The following is a 21201-nucleotide window of genomic DNA, read 5'->3' as shown; positions in this document are numbered from 1 at the left end:
CTCAGCAGAATGTCGGAAACCGACATCTCCACCGACACATCGATGAGAATCCGAAAGATTCATTGAGAACCTACAAGGGTCTGATGGCGAGCGGGGCGCCCTGTGCGGCCATGAAGGGCACCGGGTCGATCGCGCCGTTCGGGCTGGCATCGCCGTTGTGGTGCACCTCGTAGTGCAGGTGCGGGCCGGAGCTGTGGCCGGTGGAGCCGACGACGCCGATGGGCTGGCCGACGGCGACCGGCTGCCCGAGCGTCACCATCGGGGGTTGGTCCATGTGGCAGTAGCGGGTGAGCAGGCCGCCGGCGTGGTCGATGTCGACGTACCAGCCGCACCCGCGCATGCGAGCGGGGTCGCCGTCGCGGTCGCAGCCCCAATCGGCGCCGGTGTCGGCGTGGACGGCGTTGCAGCGGACGGTGCGGACGGTTCCGGCGGACGCGGCGCGGATGATGGTGCCGCGCGAGGCGCTGAGGTCGACGCCGTCGTGACCGGGCCGCTCCGAGCTACGAAAGCCCGACCCGACAGGGGCGAGGACCGGCTGCGTCCATGGGCCGGTGGCCCCGCACCCGGCCAGGCCGTCGGTGGGAATGCGTGCGGTGTCGGCGATCGCGGTGACCAGCTGGGTGGCTGGTCCCTCCCATGTCGCGTAGGCGTCGGGGAAGGCGCTGACTTGCACGGCCTGGGCGGCCTCGGTGAGCGGCATCGCCTGCCAGCGGCGGATCGCGGCCAGCTCGTCGAAGAACTTCTCCGACGCGTAGACGGGGTCCTGAAGTTGGGCGGGGGTGCCCCACCCTTGGCTGGGGCGCTGCTGGAACAGCCCGACGGAGTCCCGGTCGCCGCCGGCAAGGTTCCGCAGGCTGCTCTCCTGCATGGCGGTGGCGACCGCGATCACCCAACCGCGCGCCGGTAGCCCCAGGCGATCGCCGGTGGTGACGACCGCGGCGGCGTTGGCGACCTGGTCGCTGTCCCAGTCACCGATCGCCGGCCACAGGATCGGCGGCCCGGGTGGCGACGCCGTGCTGTCTGACGTGGACCCGGCAGTGGTGACCATGGGGACACATCCGGCGGTGGCCGAGCCGTCGGCGAGGAATCCGCCGAGCCCACCGGCGCAGAGGATGAACACGGCGACGAGCGCCACCGCGACTGACACCAGAGATCGGAGCTTCACGTCGGCCCCCAGCGGACGAGGGGATAGACGAGGTAGGGAGCGCGGTAGAGCGTCAAGTGGCGCTGGACGAGGGGAGAGGCGTGGCCGGGCATGACTGGTCCTCCTGATTGCCGGCTAGCCGAGGCTGTGGACATCGACCGGATCGCCGTCGCCGGTGTGCACGGTGACGGTGTCGTCGGCCGGGTTGATCACGTAGATCCACGAGGCGTCGAGGTCGACCGCGCGGCTGAGCGGGAAGACGGTGGCGGGCTCCGGCTCGCTGTCGTCCAACGTCACACCGACGCCCCCGACGGGGTGCTGGTGGGGGAACGACCGGGTGTCTGGGGTGACGTCGGATCCGAGGTAGAACCAGTCGTGAGCGAGGACCGCGTCGATAAGGGCCTGAGTGTCGCGGCGAGCGGTGCTGGCCCAGATGCCGCGCAGGTGCGCGATGAACGCCAAGGGGTAGCCGTCGAAGTGGACGTAACGGGCGTGGACGGTGCTCGGCTGGGCGGGATCGATGGCGCTGACGTAGCAGATGGTTCCCACGGGTCGTGTCTCCTCGTCGTGGTGGTGTGTTCGGGTACGGCGACGACCGCGCGGCCGTAGTGGGCCACGCGGTCGAAGGTGTGACGGCTCTTGGTCCGGGCCGGACGGCGTCGGTCGTTGCGTCCGGGCTGCGGCTACGCGGCGGAGGCGGCGGTCAGGGTCGCGCCGGGGACGCGGCGGGGCAGCCGCTGCGGGACCCGCGGCAGTAATTGCGTGGCAGCGGCGGCGAGACCGTTGGCGAACCAGCCGACGAATCTGAGGGAGTCGCGGGCCGGCCGTTGTGGTGTGGGTTCACGGGCGGGTGCCGGCTGTGGCGGTTGTGCGGCTCGCGCGGCGCGCATCGCCCGTTGTGCCTGCCTGGCGGCCGAACACGGCCCGCTCTGGTCGGCGCACTGCAGGTTGGCGCACCGGTTGCCGGGTCCGGGTTGGTGGGCGGTGAGGACGTCAACGGCCAGCCGCCACAGCAGGGGGTCGGTGACGTCACGGGGGACAAGGGCGCGGTGGGACGGGCGGGTTCGGCTGCGGTCAGACATGGCGGGTGACCTTCCGTCGAAGTTTCGGGCAGGGGCCACCGTCCGGTCGGGGCCGGTCGTGTTATGCCTGATGGCAGCCCCGGACAATGACCTAGCTGATCGACGCTTCTCTCTCGATAAAGGTCAAGTCGTCTGCGTGGGTGGTGCCGGAGGGCACGGTTTGCGGCGCGCGGATGAGGTTCGGACCCGCGCTCCCGGTTGGCGTCGGCGGCGTCAGGAGGCCGTCGGCGTGATTCGACCGGGCCTGCTGGTGGTCTCGACGAGACGCGTCAGTGCGGAGCGAGTGGCCGCTGCGTCGTGGTCGACGTGGTCGTCGATGCGGACCACGGGGTGCGGTTCGCCCCGCAGCCTCGTGATCCGGTAGCCGCGGCGGTCGGCGTCGACGGCGTCAACGCGGCGGATCTCGTGCAGGTCGTCGGACTCGACGAGGACGTCCTCGTAGCAGAGGGCCCAGGCCAGCAGGCGGAGTCCGGGGGTGGGATCGGCGAGGAGGTCCGTGATCAGGCCGATGTCGACGCAGGCCGCGAGGGTGGGCCGGGCGACCGGCTGGTTGATGTCGAGCGCGGTGGCGAGGTCTGGCAGGAGGTCGGCGAGTCCGGCGCGGTAGCGGCCCATGCGGGTGTCGTTGAGCGGCAGGTGCACGGCGCGCATCTGGCGTCTCGTGCCGTGCGGTGCGGTTGGGGCCGGCCGGTCTTGGACGAGCAACAGGAGAGGCGGGCGGCCCCAGCCGGCAAGCTCGGCGCTGGCCTCGACGTTCAGCAGGCATCCAGTCAGGGTGTGAACGGCGTGGAAGGACATCACGGGGATGGGGCTCCTTGACATACGCGAAGCCCCGCAGGCCGAATGGGCCTGCGGGGCTTCTGGTGCGTGCAGGGACGGTGCGGTTGGCGCCAGGCCGCGTGTTACCGCAGGTCGCGGTAGCGGATGACGATTCCCGGCGGTGTCGCGTGGTCCGGGTCGTGGGCGCGGATGCCGCAACGCTCGTGTTTGGCCAGGTACATGGCCTGGTCGGCGGCGTGCAGGAGATCGCGGGGCAGCATGTCCGGCTCGGCGAGCGCGTAGCCGACGCTGGCGGCGACGATCACCTGCTGCCCGGCGATCTCGAACGGGAGCGTCGAGATGCGCCGGTGGGCGGCCTCGGCGGCAGTCTCGATCTCGCCGTCGTCGCCGTGCACGACGAGGGCGAACTCGTCGCCGGCGAGATGCGCGGCCAGGGCAACCGACGGCCCAAGGCCGGTCAGGCGGCGTCCGACCTCGTGCAGCAGGTCATTGCCGTGCTCGTGACCGTAGGTGTCGTTGACCTGCTTGAACCGATCGAGGTCGATGAGGACGAGCCCGAGCGGTTCCCCGAGCGAGAACGTGGCCTCGAGATGGGTCCACAGGGCCCGCCGGTTCGGTAGCTCGGTCGTGTCGTTGTGCGTGGCCAGCCGATGCCAGAAGGTCCGGTCGCGGTCGCGGGCGGCCAACGCCTGTCGCTGATGGTCGATGATTCGCCGCTGCCGGGCGAGCAGTGCCGCGGCGACGGCGAGACCGGCGAGGACTCCGCCGGCCGCCGCGAGGTACGAGCTCAGGTGACACACTTGACGTCGCTCCTTGTCTCTTAAGGAGCACCGGGGTGGGCGTGGTTCCGCCAAGTTCGACGCCCGCCCCGGGCTACCAGCGGTAACGGGTCTGCTAGGTGGTTGTCGGAGCGAGTTGGAAGGTCGCCGGCTTCTCGGCGACCTGAACGGCGACTCCATCGGTGACGAGCTTGTGCACGGCGTTGACGACGGCGCCCGCGCTGGCCTTGGCCGAGTCGGTGCCCTCGTTCGCCTGGTCGATGGCCCTGCACAGCTGGCTGGTCTTGAACGGCTGCCCGGGATGGGCTTCGAGCACGTCGAGGATGGCCCCGCGCAGGCTGCCCTTGGACCGGCGCGGCTTCCCGGCACCTGACGCGCTCGGAGCCTCGGATGGGCTGCTGGACGCAACGGTTTCGTCGCTGCCCGCCGGGTCCAGACTGGGCCCGGGGTCTGCCTGACCGGACGCGTCGGCTGCGGCCGGATTCTCGGCGTCGGCCGGGGAAGCCTCGCCGGCCTCCGCGTGCGTTGTGGTCGGTGCGTCGGGGACGTTGTCCGGCTTGGCGGGTGGATCCTGTTGGGCTGGCTGGCCCGCGTCGCTGTCCGGCGTTGGTCGGCGTTCGTCGTCCGGCTGGGGGCTGGTCGACTCGTCGTCCGGTCCCGCCGGCATGGCGGCGCTCGCCGCCTCTGCCGGGCCGAGGGCCTCGCCCGGCCCGTAAGCCTTGTCAGCGTTGTCGTCTGTCAATGCGGGGGGCGGGTCGCGCCTGGCGTCGGTCGTGGTCGCCGGCGGGTCGTCGCTGTCGGTGCTGGTCGTCGTGTTCGACAGGTGCCGCCAGAGCGTGCGGCCGTCGTCGACGCGCAACGGTTCAGCCTGGCCTGCCTCTGCAAGGGTGCGAAGTCGTTTGGTGGCCGTCGAGTAGCCGACGCCGGCGCGCTGCGCGATCGCGGCGGCCGTGTCCTGGTCAAGTGCTGCCAGAGCGGCGGCGACCTTGTCGAGCGCGCTTGGCACTCCGGTCTGGTCGGTCGTGTTGTCCATGAGTCCTCCCTGTGGCTGCTGTTGCGTCTGCCGGGATGTGGCGTGCACTGATCCACGCTTCGACAGCGCTCGTGATCAAGTGCGGTCACGAATCTTGGGATGCCGTCAACGCTCGGGGCGGAACCTGCCAGGCCCCGTGCTGGTAGGCGGTGCGGCTATGGCTGGCCGAAGACGTGGTCGCAGCGGCTCGAGTCGACCGGTAACCACGGCAGGCCCCAGCCGATCCGATACCGCCCACCGGTCGGCTTCACGAGGTGGACGTCGCCGCCGAGGGACACCGGACGGGCGATGGTGAGCGTGTGTCCGTCGAAGCCGACCGTGCGCCAGTCACCACCGACGTAACTGGCCATCGCGGCGAACGTCTGGGTAAGGGCGGTCACGGCCTCGTGGTCGAGGGCGAGTTCGAAGCTGCCGTTCCACCAACCGGCCACCGTCGCGAGGTAGCCCTCGTGGTAGCGGTGGAAGCCAGGGACCGGTTCGTAGCGCAGCCACCGACCGGAGAAGACGGCTGTACTGCCCTGACGCGGCGTGTAGTCAGGCGTCGTCACTGCTGGCCCTCCTGGCCGTCGGTGCCGCCGGGGGTGGAGGAGGCGCCGAGGTGACTCGCGGCCGTGACCGTGCGGGCGCTGGACCACGCGACCCCTGACGCCTGCGCCGACTGGGCGAGCCAGTCGGCCGCGTCCTGCAACCATGCGCGGATGTCGTCGGCGGCGTCGATGACCTCGCTGCGCCCTTCGCTGTCATCGACGCTGGCGAGGTGTGCCTGGCGGGCCTGGTCGAGGAGGTAAGAGCCGGTCTGTGCGTGCACCCGGGCGAGCAGCCGGGTGCTGCGGTGTAGGTGCCCGATCAGGGATGTGACCTCGGAGGGCGTCGGCAGGGTGAGCAGCGCGCTGAACGGTCCGGTGGCCGTGTGCAGCCAGCGGGTGAGGTGCTCGGCGGCGGTGATGGCGCTGCCCAGTCGGGCGGGGTCGTAGGGACCGTCGACGGCGAACAGGCGGCTCATGTCATCGAGCCAAGTGTTGGTCTGGCTATCGACCGGAAGCGGGTCGGCGACGAGGGTCGGCTGGGAGTGTTGGCCGTCGGCAGCCGCGCAGATGGGGCTGTTGTCCGTCAGATGCCACCACGGGGTACCGCCGCGGTAGGCGTTGGTCCAGTGCGTGGCGGGTTGGTCTGCCACCGGCTCGTTGCAGACGGGGCAGATCGGAAGTTGGATCATGGAGCGGTGTCCCTTCAGGCAGGGTGATGACGACGACCAGGGCTTGGCCGCCGACGGCTCGGTGAGGTGCGAGGGGGTTGGTGCCAGCGCTCGCCGGCTTATGCGCAAGAGGGAAAGGGCGGCCGTCTCGCTGGCCGGCAGCGCTGTCAGCGCCCCTGCCAGGGGCGGCCGGCACGCCGGGCGAGATGCGGCGGATCGCGGGGTTTCTGCCGACGCCGTGAGCCGGTCGCCGGGATGGTGAGCGGGGCGGTGCGCCATTGCGTGCGGGGAACCCGACGCTGCGCGATGAGCTGCGCGTGGACGGCTAGCGGTTCGCGGGGCGCGGACGCAGGCGCTGACCTTGTGGAGCAGTAGGACCGATGACGGGCCCGTCGGGCGTGTCTCCCTCTTGGCCGGTTCTGTCAGAGCGCGACCGCGAGCAGTCGCTGGTCGGGGTCGATGGCGTCGAGCAGCCGGTTGGCCTGTTCGAGGTAGGTCACCCGGTCGGCCATGGCGTCGCTGGCCGGGGCCAGCTTCGCCCCTTCGGCGGTGATCAGCGCGTCGCCCGCCAGGGCGGTCAGGGCGCTGTGGTGCTGGTAGGCCATGCAGCCGGCCTGGTACATCTCCAGTTCGCTGAGGCGGATCTGCCCGGCGCCGTAGGTGGCGGCGTTGTGCATCCGGATGGCGTTGACCCGGGGTTGATGAGTGAAGTCCGCGACGGCCGCGTCCCATGGGTACTGCTGCGGGTCGGCCAGGTGGCGGGCCTCGTAGACGTGCCACGGGGTGGCGTTGCGGGTGCCGTGCACGGCGCGGCTGAACACCTGATGGCGGATGCCCGCCCCGACACCGGCGGCTTGGCGCATGCCGGTCAGGTCGAGCAGTCGCGCTGGTCCGCCGGCGCAGTAGGCCGGGCGGCCCTTGCGCAGTCCGAACATCTGGCTGCGCTGCCACAGGTGCAGGGCGGGGCTGGCCCAGAAGCGGGGCGACAGCGTGCCCTGCACGCCGAAGTTGCGGTCGAGCTGGTGCGCGGTCAGGGACTCGCGGGGCAGGTCGCCCGGCACACAGACGATCATGGTGCGGATCGTCGCCGTCGGTGTGACAGCCGGCGAGGTTGCCTTCCGGGTCGGGTTCTTGGGCATGGGTGGTCCTCCTTGGGGTTGGCGCGTGAGGGCGCGCGCAGATGACCGGCCCACTGGGTGCATGGGTCGGTTGCGGGAGAGGTGCGGTGCGGGTTGGTGCGGTGCGACCTGGGGTCGCCGCGCGGCGCGGCGCCGACCGGCCCCGGGAGGGGCGGGTGGGCGGGGCGCACCTGGTAGGTGCGGCGGTGGTTCCGAGGTGGGACCGGACCGGGGTGGAGATTTATGAGGTGGTGTTAGTGCCGTGAACGGTAGCGGCCTGTTCTGTCAGGCCGATCCGACGAGTTGATCGCCAGGAAGTGGGGCTGACCTGCGCTGTGAGACATTCCGGCTCGTAGCGGAGCCCTCGTCGCCGCGGACGCTGTGAGCCTTCACGACTATCACAGATGATCTCGTTTGCTGACAGACGTCGGCGACGGTAGTCGGCTTGCTGGCGGTGCTCGCTCTGGCAGGGTGTCGGCGCGCTGGCTGTGACTGAGCGCGATAGATGGCCCAGTTGAGCGCAAAAGACGGCCATGGAGGAGGGAGCCGCGAGGTGATCGGCCATCCTAATCTCCGACGTGCGAACGTCAGCCGCCCTTCGGGCGGCAGGGGGGTCAGAGTCGCCTCAGATTCCACCGAAGATCAGCTTTCAACTTTTTGCCTGCGATTGTCTGCCGGTGGCATGGACGTTGCAGACACTGTGTCGGTGAACGTCGCTTCCCGGACGCCAGCATTTCCGGCGGCCGTTGCGGAGGTGGCGGGGAGAGGGTTGCCGATGTTTCCCACCGTCGCAGCCCGGGGCCGATGACCGGTCAGCCGAGGCGGTGGGCCCGGCCGAGGAGGTATCGCCGTTCGACCTGGTTCTCCGTCAGGGCCGCTGCTTCGCGGTACCGTTCCGCCGCGCTGCTCGGGTTGCCGGTCATCTCGAGCAGGTGGGCGCGCACGGCGCGTTCCCGTTGTCGGGTCAGGGGTTCCTGATCGAGCTGGTAGCGCCGGTTGAGGTCGTCGAGCAGCGCCAGTCCTCGGGCCGGCCCGTAGGCGTGGGCGACCGCGACTACCCGGCTCAGACGTACCGGCGCGGTCGGGTTGAGCCTTTCGAGCCACAGGTACAGTGCCGCGATCTGTGGCCAGTCCGTCTGTTCCGGCGACGTGGTCGCGGCATGCACGGCGGCGATCGCCGCCTGTAACTGGTACGTGCCGATCTCGCGTCGGTGCCAGACGCTGTCGATCAGTTCCGTGCCCTCGCGGATCAGGGCGGTATTCCACTGTGTCCGATCCTGCTCGTCGAGCCGCACCAGCTCGTCGCCGTCGGTACGGGCAGTGCGCCGCGACTCGGTGAGCAGCATCAGTGCGAGCAGGCCGGTCACCTCGGGGTCGTCCGGCAGAGAGTCGCGGAGCATGTGGGTCAGCCGGATCGCTTCGCGGGTCAGGTCGATGCGGGCGAGCTCGTCGCCGGTGGAGGCCGTGTAGCCCTCGTTGAAGATCAGGTACAGCACCTGCATCACGGCGTTCATCCGACTGTCCCGATCGGCGTCAGTGGGCGGGGTGAAGCGGGCGCCGGCGCGGGCCAGTTGCTGCTTGGCGCGGCTGATCCGCGCACCCATGGTGCTCTCGGTCGTCCCGTGGGCGTGTGCGATCTCCGCGGTCGTCAGGCCGCCGACCGCGCGCAGAGTGAGCGCCACCTGGGAGCTGGGGCTCAGCGCAGGATGGCAGCACAGCAGCAGGAGCGTGAGACTGTCATCGGTCTCCAGCGGAGGGTGCGCCTGGCGGGCCGGGTCCTGCATCGCCAGCTCGGTCATGCCCGCGTGCTGCTCGCGCCGGCGTCGGGCCTGGTCGGTGCGGAGCAGATCGACCATTCGCCGGTAGCCGATCCGGATCAGCCAGCTGCGCGGGTTCTCCGGCACGCCGTTGGTCGGCCACGCCCGGCTCGCGACGAGCAGTGCTTCCTGTACCGCATCCTCGGCGATGGCGAAGTGGCCGAAGCGCCGCACCAACGCGCCGAGCACCTGCGGCGCCTCCGTGCGCAGCAGGTGCTCGACGTCCGGCGTCACGCCGGGTCTGCCGTTCTTGTGCCCTCCCGGTTCGCCGCTTCCGGATGGCAGCGTTCAGCGGAATCGGTCATGCCGCGAAGTCCGCGCCCATGATCGGCCGGATCTCCACTGGTTCTCCCAGCACCTCGACCATCCGCGAGACGATCTCGACGGCGCGTTCCTGGCTGGCCACGTCGATCACCGCGAAGCTGGCCAGGACCTCCTTGAGCTCGATGAATGGTCCGTCGGTCGCCACCACGCCGGCCGGGCTCTTGCGGACCGTGGTGCTGATGGCCGGGTGGCCAAGACCCTCGCTGCTGACGAACTCGCCGGTCTTGATCAGTTCCTGTTCGAATTGCTGGTACGCGGCGAACGCGGCCAGCGCCTCCGCGGACGGGGTGTCGGCTGTCGCGGCGTCCCAGGCGGCGGCCGGCGTGTAGCTGAGCAGCAGATACTTCATGGTCATCCTTGTTGTTGCGCGGGAGATCACGTTACGCCGGTCAGGACGAACGGTGCAGGGAGAGGGCGAGGACCGTCGTCCAGGTGAAGGCGACCAGGCCGTTCACGGCGATCTGGATGCTCATGTGGCTCGGCGACATGGGCAGCAGCAGGATGAGCGCGGCGACGCCGTTCAGCACCGCCGGCAGCGCGGCCCGACGACGGACGTGGCGGACGGTCAGCACGATGGCGGCGATGGCCAGTGCGGTGAAGGCGATGGCGGCTGCGGCCGAATGCGCGATGCTGTGCCAGGACATCTGATCGACCGGCCCGTCGGGGGTCCCAACCGGGAAGCCGTGCTCCGGATCCATGGTGAACACGCCGGCCGCGACGAGACCGGCACCGAAGATCCCGACGAAGATCGGCAGCACACGCCGGCCGGTTCCCTCGGTGAGCGTGCGCCGGATACCGGCGGCGAGCGTCAGGCCGCCGAGACCGGCGAGCACGAACGTGGTGATCTGGATCCAGCCGAGGCTACCGGTGGCGAGCTGGCTGATCGGGTGCCGCGTGATGTTGTAGCCCTCACGAGTGAGCATCTGCGTCACGGCCGAGGCGAAGAAGACCGGCCCGGCAAGGGCGCCGGCGAGGAGCAGCCGGTCGGACGAGCGGCGGATGGCGGGAACGGTGGCGACGACGGTGGCCATGACTTCCTCCTTGGTGAGTTCCTGCCGCTACCTCGTGGCCGATCCGGGGATTCCGACACGACCACGATGTGACCTGAGTTACGCCCAGTGGGTGTCAAAGCGCGGGTGCCGCCTTCGAGGTATCGGCAAGCATTCATCAAGGAGGACACGATGTCTGAGAACACCGAGCCGAGCGTCGAACTGCAGGCCCTGGACCGTCTGGTCGGCACCTGGTCGGTGACCGGCGGCGCCGAGGGAACCGTGCGGTACGAGTGGATGGCAGGCCGGTTCTTCCTGCTCCAGCACGTGGAACTCAGCCAGTTCGGGCAGCCGGTCACTGGCTTGGAGGTCATCGGACACCTACACCCGTTCGGCGAGCCGGTCGGCGCGGACGTGGTGTCGCGGTTCTACGACGCGGCCGGCAACACCTTCGACTACGTCTACGAACTCGTCTGCGACAAGCTGACCATCTGGGCCGGCGCGAAGGGCGGTCCCGCCTACTACGAGGGCACGTTCAGCGCCGACGACACCACGGTTACCGGCGCATGGACCCACCCCGGTGGAGGCGGATACGCCTCCACCATGACCCGGATCTGACATCGGAAGGCCACGCCGACCCTGAACGGCCGGAGGCAGCATCCCTCACGCATCACGAAGGTCATTGCTCTCCGGCCTATTCGTCCGACCGCTGCGGGCCTTGCCCGTCGAGGATCGAGGGCCGAGGCCCGGGTCTCGTGCCAACAGGTACTGCATACCCGCCAGTTCTTTCGCAGCCACGTCACCACGACCCGCGCGGGGATCCGCGGAGAGCACCACCGCGTGTCCTCGCTCCACTCCTCGCGCAGCGGCGTCGGGGTCATCACCTCGCGCAGCAGCATCGCTGCTTCACCGACGTGTCGGACACCAACGACAGCCGGAACCCGGCCAGACAGCCAGCAGTGTTCGTGCAGCAACTCGGCACGCTCAACATCAGGGGTTGCCGCCGGGGGGTGAGGACCACCACGACGTCCTCGCCACGGGCTGCGCCGATCCTCGTGCCGACGGCCGCCTCGCGGCGACGCACACCCCGCCGAGATGTGCTCCGATTCGCGGGCAAGGCACCTTGTGCCAGGAGGGCCGATCCGGGCGTCCGTCCCGGACAGGCGTGCTGGTGGGCCTGGGGCCTGGCGCAGAATTTCGTCGGATCGCAGGTCGACTTCTTTAGGTCACGAACCCGAGGCTGACAGGTCAGGTTACTGCTCGATGCGTAAGGGATGACCGATTTGCGGCCGTCGTAAGAACACGTTTGGTGATTAGCGCAGTATCTGCCGCGGGCTAGCCGGGATTGAAGGGCTTGTGTGGCACATGTCGGACCGTTAGCGTCTGCAGCACAGATTCGGTCGCGCGCCTGGCCAGGGCCCGAATCACTTTGGCTTCGGCCATTCGATCACAGTAATGGAGGATTGTGTTGGGAACTTCCGCTCGGCTCGTCAGCTCAGCCAGAAGGTCGGCAATTATCGTCGCGACCGTTGTCGCGTCCGGCGCGGTGGCACTGAATGCTGCCGCTGGACCGGCAGCGGCGGCGAGTAAGCCTTCTCCGCCACCCATGGCGCCATTCGCTTGTCCCCAAGAATTCCTCTACGACATCACCTCGTCATCGTCGACGCACCTACCGGCGAGCAGCACCTACTACAAAGACGGCCCTGGCGGAAACATGACCGTGTCGGTACAGAGCGCAACGACTATCAGCGCCACGGCTTCGGTCAGCGCCGGAGCTACCATCTCGGGACTTGTCGCACAGGCCCAGGTCGAGGTCAGTGCCAGTGCGACCGCGAGCAAGCAGATCACCGTCGGGCACCAGTACAGCCGGGACATCGCCAGCGGCAAGTACGGCAACATGCAGTACGGCTCCTGGGGTCACACCGTGTCCTGGACCTACTCCCGCGTCAATCCCAGCTGCAGCGTCACGCGCCTGTCGTCGGGTTCTGGCGGGAAGATCCCCAACAACGCCGTCGGCTGGCGCTACTGGGAAACTTCTTCGTAACGATGTAGCCGGGAACGTCGCTCCTCACAGCGGCGTTCCCGGCGAGCCCAGCAAACTAGATAGAATCAATATCTGTTTAAACGATGGAGTGCATATGCCGCCGCCCGTGACTCGAGGGCTCGCGCTTATCTTCTGCGCAATTGCTCTGGCCGGTTGCACAGATGGATCGGATACTAGCCCCGGTCCCGCTGCAAGCTCGACCGTGGAGCCCGCTGCAACCATAAATTCGCCTGCATCAACAACATCAGCCTCTCCTTCCGCCGCCAGTCAAGTTGGCCTACCCACCGTCGAGCGGGGCCTGACCACGCTAATGGCCGCTGGGCCACAATCCGGGCCTGCCATAGCCGGACGCATCAGCGCCGATCGAGGCGAACTGTGGATCAATCTTAACTGCCAGGGCGACGGCTCACTCGTTGTCAAGTTCGAGCCACTCGACAAATTCACCTTCGAGTGCGGTAAGGAAATCTTCGTCAGCAAGAATCAGATCAACCTTCTTGCGGAGCGTCAGATGAAGATCGTGGTCGAGACTTCAGCAGACGTGAGATGGGCCCTGCGCGTCGAGCAGTGACGCCTCCTGCCGAAGCACCAGAACCGACCACGGCGGGCACCTCCAGCCTGACAGGAATGCGATCAGCTTAAATCCCTGGCACCGCTACGGGCGTGCGAACATCAACTTCCTCGGCGAGACGCCTACCGGCCGCCGACCGGCCCCGAAAAGATCGAATTCGAGCGATGCCAACCATAGCTGGGAAGTGTCAACTATCGCTGGGAGTCACAGCTGGCCTGCGGTGTGAGTTCTACGGGTGGTCGAAGCGCCGTGGGTTGGTGACCGTGTCGGGGCCGTGGTCGCAGGGCAGCTCGTGCAGGTACCGGCGGTGGGTGGGGTCCGAGACCAAAGTCCACACCCGACCGGCCGGGTCGGGGCCGTGGATGGCGGTGGCGATCGGGCTGGCGGTGCGCAGTCCGGCGAGCACTGCGAGGAGGCTGGCCTCGCGGCGCCGGCTGGGGACCCAGAACAGCACGGGGTAGCGGGGGCCGAAGGTGGTGAGGCGTTCGTAGCCGCGCAGCTTGGCCACGACCCGGGCGAGGTTCTCGGTGTCGTTGTCGTGCTCGAGGAAGAAGCCGGTCGAGGTGTCATCGACGGTCCACACGCCGTGCCCGTCGGGGCGGATGCCGGCCTGGGCGTAGACGGTGGTGGCGTGCTGCTCGGACCACCAGCGCGACAGCCGGGCGCCGGTTGTGTGGCGGGCGGTGGCGATGAGGTCGGTGAAGAACTGGTTGACGCCGAGTAGGTGGTTGACCTGGCCGCTGGCGGCGATGCGCTTGGCGCGTTCCAGGGAGCTGCGCGGCGCTCTGCCGCTGGTGCCCGTGGGGTCGTGGTAGACGGTCGGGTGTAGCTGCAGTCCGACGGGGCCGAGGGCGTAGAGCAGCGAGCCGTACCGGCCGTGGGCGCCGCTGCGGCCGAAGCGGTGCAGTACGTCGAGGCGGTGCAGGATCGTCAGCCGTCGTTGGGCGGTGCGCCGGGTGTCGAAGAGGGCGCTGGTGATTTGGTCGGTGGACAGCAGGTAGTGCTCGGCGAGCAGAGCCAGGAGGGCATGGTCACGGGGGACGATGCGACCGAAGACGGCGAGCGGATCCGGGTTGCGGGAAGCGGGGGGAACGCGGGAGTACACGACAGTTGCTCCTGGGCAGGATGGGGTTCCCCTCCCGATCGGGAGGGGTGTCTGGGACGAGGGAGGTCGGTGCGGAGGGCCTGTCACGGGGTGTGTGCGGCACTGACAGCCCAGGTCAGCACTGTGCTGCGGATGTCCGACGGTCACCGGTGACGATCCCGGTGGCGAGCCGGTGCGCGACCCGGGCGACGCCACCGTCTGACAAAGACAGTTAGCTCCGGTCGCTCTTCGGGCGGGATCGACGGTCGTCGGGTCTGCGGCTGAGCCGTTCGACGAGGTCGTCGACGGCGCTGGTGTCCTGGCTCGGTACCGCCGCGGCGGCGGCCTGGCGGATGGCGGTCGCCTCCCCGACGATCGGCTTCGGCGGCCGGGTCTTCATCGTGAACGCCGGGGTCTGGCGGCCGTTGACGACCAGCCGTGCCGCGGCGGTGTACGCGTCGAGGTGGGCGAGGTCGTGCTCGCCCAGTTCCGGCAGGGTGTGCCGGGACAGGACCTTCGCGTCTTCCGGCGCCACCGTGAAGTAGATCTTGTTGCGGGCGTTGGCCGACGCCGCCGCGAGTAGGTCGCGGGGGAACTGGGCGAGGTCCTGGTGGGCGAGCACGAGTGACAGCCGGTACTTGCGGGCCTCGGCGAGCATCGTGTCCAGGGAGTTGGCCAGGGTCAGGAAGTTCTGGGCCTCGTCGATGATCAGGGTCGCGTCGCGGCGCCGGTCGGGTTCGACGCCGGCGCGGGCGGTGGTGGCTTGCCACACCTGCGCGAGGATCAGGGAGCCGAGTAGGCGGCTGGTGTCCTCGCCGAGCACGCCCTTGGGGATGCGGACGAGCAGCACGCCGCCGTCGAGGACGCGGCCCATGTCGAAGCTCGAGCGGGGGTAGCGCATGGTGCGTTTGACGAAGTCGCGCAGCAGGAACGCGCGCAGCCGGGCGAGGACCGGTCCGATGACCTGCGAGCGGAGGCTGTCGTTGAGGCTGTCGTACCACTGCCAGAAGCCGCTGAGCCCGGCCGGGTCGTCCAGGTCCACCGTCATCGCCGAGCGGAACTGAGGGCTGTTGAGCAGCGGGGGGATGTGCTGCAGGGTGACGTTGTTGTGGCGCAGCAGGGTCAGGCAGGCCACCCGCATGACGTCGTCCATCCGCGGCCCCCACGCCTTGGCGAAGATGTTCCCGAAGATCGACACGAGGTTGTCGACGACCAGGTCGGGGTCGTCGCCTTCGAGGGGATTCAGCGTCGGCGGGTTGTCCTGGTCGGGGTCGAAGAGCACGACGCGGTCGGCGACGCCTGCGGGGAGCCGGTCGAGGATGTCCAGGACGAGGTCGCCGTGCGGGTCGATGACGACCGTGCCGCGGCCGGCTTTGATGTCGTCGAGGGCCATGTTGACCAGCAGGGTGGTCTTGCCGGAGCCCGTGGAACCGATCACATGCAGGTGATACCTCGCGTCCGCCACCGACAGCCCCACGCTGTGGCCACCGATTTCGGCGTCGCCGAGCATCTTCACCCCACGCCCGCCGCCGGGGACGGCGACCGGCGCCGGCATGGACGCGGCCCGCGCCCGGTCGAGGCCGGGCACGGCGAGGTCGCGCGGCAACGCGGCGAGGGCGGCGAGTTCCGGGGCGGAGGTGAGGAATCCGGGTCCGAGGCGGCGTGCGGCGAGAACGGCCACCGGGGCGGGCATCCGGGCGCGGTGGGCGAGCCGGTTGCGGCCGGTGTGGATGGCGAACGCCGAGGCGAGGGTGTCGGCGATGCCCCGCAGCCGGCCGGTCGGGTCTGTGCTGGGGCGCCGGTTGGTGGTGGCGACGGCGTACCGGATGCCGGTCTGCCACAGCGGGTGCGCTGTCTTGTCCAGGATCGCCCGGACGTCGCGTTCGACGGTGGGATCCCGACGGGACGCGGGCGCCGCAGCGCGGCCGGTGGTGCCGTTGCCGGGCAGGAACGCGTCCAGCAGCCACCGCACCGGCGCGGCCGGGTTGATCGCCGGGACGGCGGTCGTGCCGGCCCGTAGCCGCCCGGCGGCGCGGCGGGCCCGCGCCGCCCGCCGGGGTGTGGCCGGGCGGGCGAGGACCTGCACGCAGGCGTACTCGCGGGGGTTGAGCTGCGCGCCGGCGGCCATCAGCGGGCGCAGCGGGTCGGTGTCGTGGTCGGTGGTCAGCGGCAGCCACTCCGCGTATACGGGCAGCAGGTGCCCACCGGCTGCGGGGTGCGCGTCCAGGGGGATTGGCGGCGGGGGTTTGTCGTCGGTGGTGGTGGCCGAGCTGGGCCACGCTGCCCGCACCGCGGCCTCGACCGCCCCCGCAGGGACGGTGCCGGGTACCCAGATCGAGATGAGCAGTTGCCGGCCGGACCAGGTGTACTGCCACACGACGTGTGGGGCGCCGTGCAGCAGGCGCCGCCGCCGTGAGGGGGTCAGCACGCCGGCCAGGTTCGCCCACAACGCTGGCGCGCTGTGCGGGTCGACCTCCGGCGGTGGCGCGATCGTCACGAGGCGCGCGCCGCGGGCGTGGTGGCGGTGCCGCCCGATCTCGACGAGGTTGCGGGCCGCGATCCACACGATCAGCCCGCCGGCGGCGACAGCTGCCAGCCACGGCCGCTGTGTGGCCCACACGGCGGCGTCGAGCAGCGCGCCCGCTGGCCCGGTGGGGGGCGGGATGGGACCGGCGCCCGACCCGATGGTGGGGCTGGGCGCCGGTGGCGGTGACGCGAGCGCTGAGCTGAGGGCTTCGGTCGGTGGTGTCACAGGTCGTCCTCTTCCTGGTCGAGGTCGGCCAGCTCGGCCGGGTCAGTCGTCGCCAGCGCGTGCTCGGCATCCGAGGCGATCGACTCGAAGCTGGTCCTGCTCGCCCCGGAGATCAGCAGCCCTTGGCCGCGGCGGGTCGAGAGCAGCAGTCGCCGTTCACCGTCGGTGAGCCCGAACGCCTCGCCGACGGCGTCGATGGCCTGCGGCGCCTGCCTAAGCAGCACCTGGGTGGAGGCGTTGGACACCACCGCCTGGCCGAGGTCGGTGCCCAGCACGTCGGCGGCGTCCTGGGTGATGACGGTCAGCCCGGCGTTGCGCTTGCGTGCCGCCTTCGACATGCGGAACAGGAAGCGGGCGCCTTCGCCGTCGCGCATCAGCAGCCACGCCTCGTCGACCACCACGAGCCGCCGCCGCGAGGGGCGTTGTGGGGCGTCGACGGTGCGCCAGATCGAGTCCAGCGCGAGCAGGGTGCCGACGGTGCGCAATTCGTCGGGCAGGTGCCGCAGCGACCACACGACCAGGTGTCCGACCGGGGCCTGGGTGGTGGGTGCGTCGAACAGGTCGGCGAAGCTGCCCTGCACCCACGGCGCGAGCCGGGCGGCCAGCGTCGCGGCGGCCGGGTCGTCGTCGGCGCGTAGCGTGGCGGCCAGGTCGCGCAGCAGCGGTGCCGGCCGGTGGTGCGTGGCCGGGTCGGCGGTGATCCCGGCGGCCCGGTAGACGGCGAGAATGGCCCGGTCCAGTGCGGCTCGCTCCGCCGGTGGCGGCTGGTGGCCGAGCAGCACGCTGATGAGTGTGTGCAGGAACAGGGCGCGGCGGGTCAGCGTGTCGGGACGCCGGTCGCCGACCGGCAGGTCCAGGGGGTTGATCTTCACGCCGGGCAGGCCCAACCGGACGATGCTGCCGCCGACCGCGTCGGCCAGTCGCAGGTACTCGTCCTCGGGGTCCACCACCGCGACCTGCACACCCTGGTAGAGGTTGCGCAGGATCTCCAGCTTCACGAAGTACGACTTCCCAGCCCCGGAGCGGGCCAGGACGATCGAGTTGTGGTTCTCCTGCGTCCAGCGGTCCCACCAGACAATGCCGGCGCTGGCCGGGTTGATCCCATAGAGGACACCGCCGGTGGCCGGCGGGTCGCCGGGCAGCGGAGCGGGCAGGTCCGGGCTCGACAGCGGAAACGCGGCCGCGAGGGCCTGGGTGTCCATGGTGCGCAGCATCCGCAGCCCATCCGAGGCGAGAGGCAGGGTGGTGGTCCAGCCGGCAAGCTGCCGCCACGTCGCGGGCTGCACCTCCAGCAGGGTGGACGCGGCGGCGGCCCGAACCTGCGCGCACGCCTGCAGGAGTTCGTCTTCGGTGCGGGCGTGCACGGTCAGGTACAGGCCGACGCGGAACAGCTTCGCCGCCCCTCGGGCCAGCCGCTCGGCCAGGTCACCGGCGTCATCTGCGGCGGCATCGACGTAGGGGTCGGCGAGCTTGCCGCGCTCGGAGTCGGCCCGCCGCGACGACTCCAGCCGCGCCCGCTGTTTACGCAGCCGGGACGCGGCGATCGGCGCCGGCAGCGGCTCGATGTGCAACGCGAGGTCGAGCCGGCCCGGCCAGGACAGCAGCGGCTCCAGCCACGCCGGGCCAACCTCGGCCGGGTATCCGGTCACGACGAGCGTGGCGGCGAAGCCGTCACCCACGCGCAGCCACCGGGGCGTGACCTCGACGGCGGCCGGCGCGACCACCGACGGCAGTGCGCCCGGCCGCGGCTGCGCCTTGTCGTCGACGGACCGTCTCTTCCTGATCATGGGCTTCTCCTTGTCCTGCGGGTGGGCGTGGCGGCGGTGATGACAGCGTCGGGTGCGGCCAAGCGGCCCGGCTGCGGCGGGCGGTACGGGTCGGCGGCGCCGGCCAGGGCGACGGTGACCGCCGAGCCGTCCAGCACCCGTGGACAAACGCCGAGGCCAGCCAACGCCCGCACCGTGTCATCGGCTCGCCGCCGCGCGGCATGCGCCCGCTCGCCGGACGCCGCGCGGGCGACGACCAGGACCTGCCGACGCAGCGGATCCCGGCGGGCGGCGAGGTCGCCGAGGAACTCCGCGTGATCGGCGCACGCCGCGCCCAGCCGCGGATGCGGCTGGACGTCCGCAACGGCGGCGAGAGCCCGGCTATGGGAGGTCAGATCAACCGGTCGCGCGGACACGACGATCTCCGTCGGCGTCGACAGACTGTTGAGCCACCGACCCCACCCCTCGATCAGGGCCACCTGCTCGGCGGGTGTGCGAAGCGCGAGGTTCACCGTGGTGGTGCCAACGATCGCCGCCCGCGCGTCACCGAGGCTGATCTCCCCGTCGTCGTCGATAGCGTCGGCTGGCAGCCGCAACGGCGCTGGCAGCGGCATCCGGCCGCTGCTGGGGGTCTCGACCCAATCCGGCGTCCCGGTGTCCGCCGCGACGGTGGCGGTGGACACCGACCGGGGGGCGCGCGTGTGGCGGATCGCGTGCAGCAGCCACACATCCATGGACAGGCCGTCGCGGCGGCCCACAGCCAGGCCGATAACCAGCCCGCCAAGCACCACACCAACACCGATGAACACCGGCGCCGGCACGACATCGTGCAGCGTGCGCCACCCGGCGTAGAACAGCAGCGCACCGGCGGCGACGATCGCCAGCTGGTGGAACGTCAGCCCGTAGGCCACCTTGTCGGAGGCGTCGACGTCGGCCGGCATCCGCGCCCTCATTGGCGCTTCGGGATCAGGGCGGGTCATTTGATGGTCCTCCGAAGGGTGTTCAGGCCAGGGACGGCGCGGGCGAGCTGCTGCACCACAACGACGCGGACCACCGCGCCGAGCATGCTGCTCGTGCCACGTCCGGCCTGGCCCGCCCAGCGGGCCAACAATGTGGGGATCTTGACGGTGGTCCACAGCAGCACCACCACGACCAGGAGATTCAGCGTGCCGCCCGGGTCGACGGGCAGGCCGAACACGGGCAGCATGGTCGCCGGGTCGAGCAGTGTCTGCTGCCCCGCGGTGAGGAAGAACGCCTGCGCCACGGGGATCGCCAGGCATCCGGCGTAGGCGCGCCACCACAGCCGGGCGAGACCGTCGGTCTGCGGCAGCGCGTGGCAGGCCAGCGCCAGCGGCGCGATGCTCGTCATCACCAGCAGCGCCACGAACCGGCCAATCAGCTGAAACGCCGCCGTCACGACCAGAACGGTGATGAGCAGGATCAGGATCAGGAACAGCAGCGGGACGGTGTGGTCCTGTGCCGCCGCGAGGTGGGCGCGGATCGCGGTGAACGCGCCGTCGCCGTCGTAGCCGCCCTCGCTGATCGCCGCGGTCAGGGCGTTGGCCACATCGATGAGCTGGTCGCAGGCCAACTGGGAGAAGTGCGCGGCAGTGAACCCGACGACCAGCCGCGGTAGGAGGTCCTTGACCGTGTACCGGGACTGTTCGTCGCCGCCGGCGATCATGACGAGCACGCCGGCGGCGACGAACGCCAACACGAAGACGGTGTCCACGATCCAGACCGACCGGCCGGTGAGCGCCTGCACCTGCGGCAGCACGGTGACCTTCGGTGTGGTGAGCAGAATGCCGGTAATGAGGTCGAAGATCGCGTTGAGGCAGGCCAGGATCGCCGTGGTGAGCCAATCAAGAACCTGGTCGAGGACCCATCCCATGACGATCAGACCCCGACGATGCCCTGTACGACCTGCAGCAAGATCGGCGCGAGGACGGCCAGCCCGTAGCCGATCAGCGCGTTGCGCAGGGCGAGCTTGCCTTTCTCAACCTGCGACGGGTCACCACCGGCGGTGGCCCAGTACACGCCGGCCAGGACGAGGAAGAGGGTGGCGATAGCGGCCAGGATGCCCATGACCCAGGCCTGCAGATTGGCGATCACCACCGGCAGCGAGTTCGCCGCCAGGTAGACGGCGCCGCCCGGATCGGCAGACGCGGCGGCCGGGGCGGCGAGTGACAGGCCGACGCCGACCAGCGGTACGGCCGCCCGGAGTGCGAGACGAACGAGTCGCGGGATTCGGAGAGTGTGCTGTGGGGTGCGGGACATTGCGGTTCACCTCCCGCCGCCCCCGATCACGAAGACGTGTGACCGGGGGCGGCGATTGCTCGAAACGGTCCGATGGGACCGCCGCAGGGCGCAGGCGAGAAGCGCACGAACCGCGTGAGCCCCGGGAGGAGCTCGTCCTCCCTCAGGGGTGGGTTGCGGTCATCAATGTGGTGTCAGCGCATCAATTGGCGCGGCACCCGAGGCGCGCGGATCGCGGCTGCTCGTGTCGCCCGGCGGCGGGCGGGACCGGCGAGCGGTATGGCTCGCTGAAAGTCCCGCACCCCCAAACCGGGATTGGTGAGCCCTGGCGAACACTTGCCGCGCTCACCCCGGTCCAGGCAGGGCTCACAGGGCAGGTCAGGGCCTTTCACTGTCGCCGGCGTTGCCTGCGGGCGAGGACTCACAACCGGATCGGAACGGGCTGTGTTCGAGCGGTGTGAGTGCCGTTG

Annotated in this window: 21 protein-coding genes; 3 read left to right on the top strand and 18 right to left on the bottom strand. The window is 70.2% G+C overall.

Translation table 11 applies throughout. The features are described from left to right. Positions 1–70: 70 nt before the first annotated feature. From FBZ33_RS20170 to FBZ33_RS20115, 12 genes are all read right to left on the bottom strand, one after another. Positions 71–1165, bottom strand: a complete 1095-nt coding sequence (locus FBZ33_RS20170) for a M23 family metallopeptidase (RefSeq protein ID WP_141910280.1) — start codon at positions 1163–1165, stop codon at positions 71–73. A 114-nt stretch (positions 1166–1279) separates the two neighbouring features. Then, entirely contained in the window at positions 1280–1693 is a 414-nt protein-coding gene (locus FBZ33_RS20165) for a hypothetical protein (RefSeq protein WP_141910279.1), read from the bottom strand. A 134-nt stretch (positions 1694–1827) separates the two neighbouring features. After that, entirely contained in the window at positions 1828–2226 is a 399-nt protein-coding gene (locus tag FBZ33_RS20160; protein ID WP_141910278.1) for a hypothetical protein, read from the bottom strand. A 213-nt stretch (positions 2227–2439) separates the two neighbouring features. Further along, a complete protein-coding gene (locus FBZ33_RS20155; RefSeq protein WP_255508971.1) occupies positions 2440–2877 on the bottom strand; it encodes a hypothetical protein in 438 nt (145 codons plus the stop codon). A 251-nt stretch (positions 2878–3128) separates the two neighbouring features. Next, a complete protein-coding gene (locus FBZ33_RS20150; protein WP_141910276.1) occupies positions 3129–3806 on the bottom strand; it encodes a GGDEF domain-containing protein in 678 nt (225 codons plus the stop codon). Between the two features lie 94 nt (positions 3807–3900). Continuing rightward, entirely contained in the window at positions 3901–4818 is a 918-nt protein-coding gene (locus FBZ33_RS20145) for a MarR family transcriptional regulator (RefSeq protein WP_141910275.1), read from the bottom strand. 155 nt (positions 4819–4973) lie between these two features. Further along, a complete protein-coding gene (locus tag FBZ33_RS20140) occupies positions 4974–5366 on the bottom strand; it encodes a hypothetical protein (RefSeq protein ID WP_141910274.1) in 393 nt (130 codons plus the stop codon). Then, positions 5363–6034 (bottom strand): hypothetical protein, encoded by a 672-nt coding sequence (locus tag FBZ33_RS20135; RefSeq protein WP_141910273.1) that lies wholly within the window; start codon positions 6032–6034, stop codon positions 5363–5365. The genes FBZ33_RS20140 and FBZ33_RS20135 overlap by 4 nt, the downstream gene beginning before the upstream one ends. A gap of 401 nt (positions 6035–6435) precedes the next feature. After that, positions 6436–7152: a hypothetical protein gene (locus FBZ33_RS20130; protein WP_141910272.1), complete on the bottom strand. Its 717-nt coding sequence runs from the start codon at positions 7150–7152 to the stop codon at positions 6436–6438. 791 nt (positions 7153–7943) lie between these two features. Beyond that, positions 7944–9182, bottom strand: a complete 1239-nt coding sequence (locus FBZ33_RS20125) for an RNA polymerase sigma factor (RefSeq protein ID WP_185755364.1) — start codon at positions 9180–9182, stop codon at positions 7944–7946. Between the two features lie 67 nt (positions 9183–9249). After that, positions 9250–9621 carry a YciI family protein gene (locus tag FBZ33_RS20120; RefSeq protein WP_141910270.1) on the bottom strand — a complete coding sequence of 124 codons (372 nt, stop codon included), beginning with the start codon at positions 9619–9621 and terminating at the stop codon, positions 9250–9252. 40 nt (positions 9622–9661) lie between these two features. Beyond that, entirely contained in the window at positions 9662–10303 is a 642-nt protein-coding gene (locus tag FBZ33_RS20115; protein ID WP_141910269.1) for a DUF998 domain-containing protein, read from the bottom strand. 150 nt (positions 10304–10453) lie between these two features. On the opposite strand from FBZ33_RS20115, the gene FBZ33_RS20110 reads away from it, so the two are divergent. The 3 genes from FBZ33_RS20110 to FBZ33_RS33455 all read left to right on the top strand — a co-directional run bounded on the left by FBZ33_RS20110 (position 10454) and on the right by FBZ33_RS33455 (position 12873). Then, positions 10454–10879 (top strand): hypothetical protein, encoded by a 426-nt coding sequence (locus FBZ33_RS20110; protein WP_141910268.1) that lies wholly within the window; start codon positions 10454–10456, stop codon positions 10877–10879. Between the two features lie 988 nt (positions 10880–11867). Then, positions 11868–12305, top strand: coding sequence for a hypothetical protein (locus FBZ33_RS20105; protein ID WP_141910267.1), 438 nt, complete (start codon positions 11868–11870; stop codon positions 12303–12305). Between the two features lie 202 nt (positions 12306–12507). Further along, on the top strand, positions 12508–12873 hold the full coding sequence (locus tag FBZ33_RS33455; protein ID WP_255508970.1) for a hypothetical protein: 366 nt from the start codon (positions 12508–12510) through the stop codon (positions 12871–12873). A gap of 229 nt (positions 12874–13102) precedes the next feature. Here the strand turns inward: FBZ33_RS33455 and FBZ33_RS20095 are convergent, their stop codons facing one another. The 6 genes from FBZ33_RS20095 to FBZ33_RS20070 form a co-directional block, all read right to left on the bottom strand. Further along, positions 13103–13978, bottom strand: coding sequence for a replication-relaxation family protein (locus FBZ33_RS20095; protein WP_141910266.1), 876 nt, complete (start codon positions 13976–13978; stop codon positions 13103–13105). 211 nt (positions 13979–14189) lie between these two features. Continuing rightward, positions 14190–16709, bottom strand: coding sequence for a type IV secretory system conjugative DNA transfer family protein (locus FBZ33_RS20090; protein WP_370453025.1), 2520 nt, complete (start codon positions 16707–16709; stop codon positions 14190–14192). Beyond that, a complete protein-coding gene (locus tag FBZ33_RS20085; RefSeq protein WP_099855412.1) occupies positions 16706–18496 on the bottom strand; it encodes a VirB4 family type IV secretion system protein in 1791 nt (596 codons plus the stop codon). Before FBZ33_RS20085 ends, FBZ33_RS20090 begins: the two co-directional genes overlap by 4 nt. Next, complete coding sequence (locus FBZ33_RS20080; protein ID WP_141910265.1) at positions 18493–19416, bottom strand: PrgI family protein; 924 nt, start codon at positions 19414–19416, stop codon at positions 18493–18495. Before FBZ33_RS20080 ends, FBZ33_RS20085 begins: the two co-directional genes overlap by 4 nt. 35 nt (positions 19417–19451) lie before the next feature. Then, complete coding sequence (locus FBZ33_RS20075) at positions 19452–20366, bottom strand: conjugal transfer protein TrbL family protein (protein WP_099855406.1); 915 nt, start codon at positions 20364–20366, stop codon at positions 19452–19454. Positions 20367–20371: 5 nt separating this feature from the next. Then, a complete protein-coding gene (locus FBZ33_RS20070; protein WP_099855404.1) occupies positions 20372–20752 on the bottom strand; it encodes a pilin in 381 nt (126 codons plus the stop codon). Positions 20753–21201: the final 449 nt, after the last annotated feature.

It is taken from the genome of Micromonospora sp. A202, assembly GCF_006715105.1.
In the GTDB taxonomy this organism is placed as follows: Bacteria; Actinomycetota; Actinomycetes; order Mycobacteriales; family Micromonosporaceae; genus Micromonospora; species Micromonospora zamorensis.
Note: the sequence above shows the minus strand (reverse complement) of the source record. Positions and strands in the feature narration are given on the sequence as shown.